Raw genomic sequence first — 1,246 nt, 5'->3', positions numbered from 1 at the left:
ACGATTAATACTGGCAAAGTCTCCCCATCGGCTTCCCTGGCAGTTCAGGCCATAGGGTTTGAACCAAATACTGTAATCATAAGCATCATGGATCAACTTTGGTTCAGGGATAGCTTGCCTGAGAACTTCAGCGTTATAATTAAGTTCAAGCTCATCACCAGCCTTTAGCGCCTTACTAGCTCGCCTTAAACGCTGCTTCCCCTTCCCTCGATGCAACCATACAGCGCCTTTTTGCATGGCGTCTTTTATCTTGGCTTGCGAGAGATTCGTATGACTGGCGAGTATCTGGCTTGCCTTAATGTGGCAATTACTTTCATCGAGCGTTAGTTTGAATTCGACTATTTCTGTCACATTATTAACCTTAGATTAAAGACACAATATTAGCGTTTAAGAATGATATTCGCCTTACCCGCCAAATAACGCTCTCGAAAGAGTTTAAAGTATTTATCCAAGCTTTGCGCAGCTTCATGCTCACCCGCCAACTTCAGTACTTCAACACCCACTTCGGCCGTACATAACTGATGATCCTGTGATGCTTCGCGCAGCTGATAATTTGACACCTTTTCAGGGCTAATCCCCAACACAGGAAAAGGCCGAAGATAAGCACTACGAAACATTTTTTTAGCCTCTCGCCAAGTTCCATCTAAGATAATAAATAAAGGCCTCTTGCCATGCACTTGACTCTCTATTTCAACCGGGTTTCGAATACACTGATCAGCTTCTGCATACTCATGAGGAAAGACCACGATAGGAAAGTAATCTGGATTCTCCAATAGATCGCGCAAAGCAGCCTCCTGCTCGGTACGTTGCCACTGGAAAGCATAATTGTCAGGGATAAGATCTGCGATGATGCGTCCGGTATTACTGGGCTTAAATACTTCCCCCTGATAGAGAATAAAACAAAATGCACAAGCAGCCTCAACAACGGGTCGCTCTGCACAGATGCAATGATGCTCAACTAATAGGCATGACGGGCACCTTTCTAACTTGCTACCACGAGCAGAAAAAGGCCGATGTATCTTTTTACTCTGCTCATCTCGTAATTTTGAGACTGCATTAAGGTGCATAACTCTCCGACTTCTTTGCAATTTTAAGGATTCTAATGACTGAATTGTAAACCATAATAAAACACGCACTTAGGCGTTTTACAGGCTGGTCTGCTTAGTTTAACTTTAATGGCATCTTAATTACTTAATAATTCAAACCTTTTTATTAAACGAATCCGCCCTTCCAGATAAGCCAATCA

The 1,246-nt window shown here is 42.9% G+C and carries 1 protein-coding gene and 1 pseudogene; both read right to left on the bottom strand.

Annotated features, from left to right (window positions below; all coding sequences use genetic code 11):
* Positions 1–351, bottom strand: a pseudogene (locus tag A3735_RS26065) (RNA pseudouridine synthase); the annotation flags it as partial.
* Positions 352–380: 29 nt separating this feature from the next.
* The gene (locus A3735_RS26060) at positions 381–1,067 is read right to left on the bottom strand and encodes a tRNA-uridine aminocarboxypropyltransferase (protein WP_068509490.1); all 687 of its coding nucleotides are present in this window, start codon (positions 1,065–1,067) and stop codon (positions 381–383) included.
* Positions 1,068–1,246: the final 179 nt, after the last annotated feature.

Source organism: Oleiphilus sp. HI0061 (genome assembly GCF_001635675.1).
Note: the sequence above shows the minus strand (reverse complement) of the source record. Positions and strands in the feature narration are given on the sequence as shown.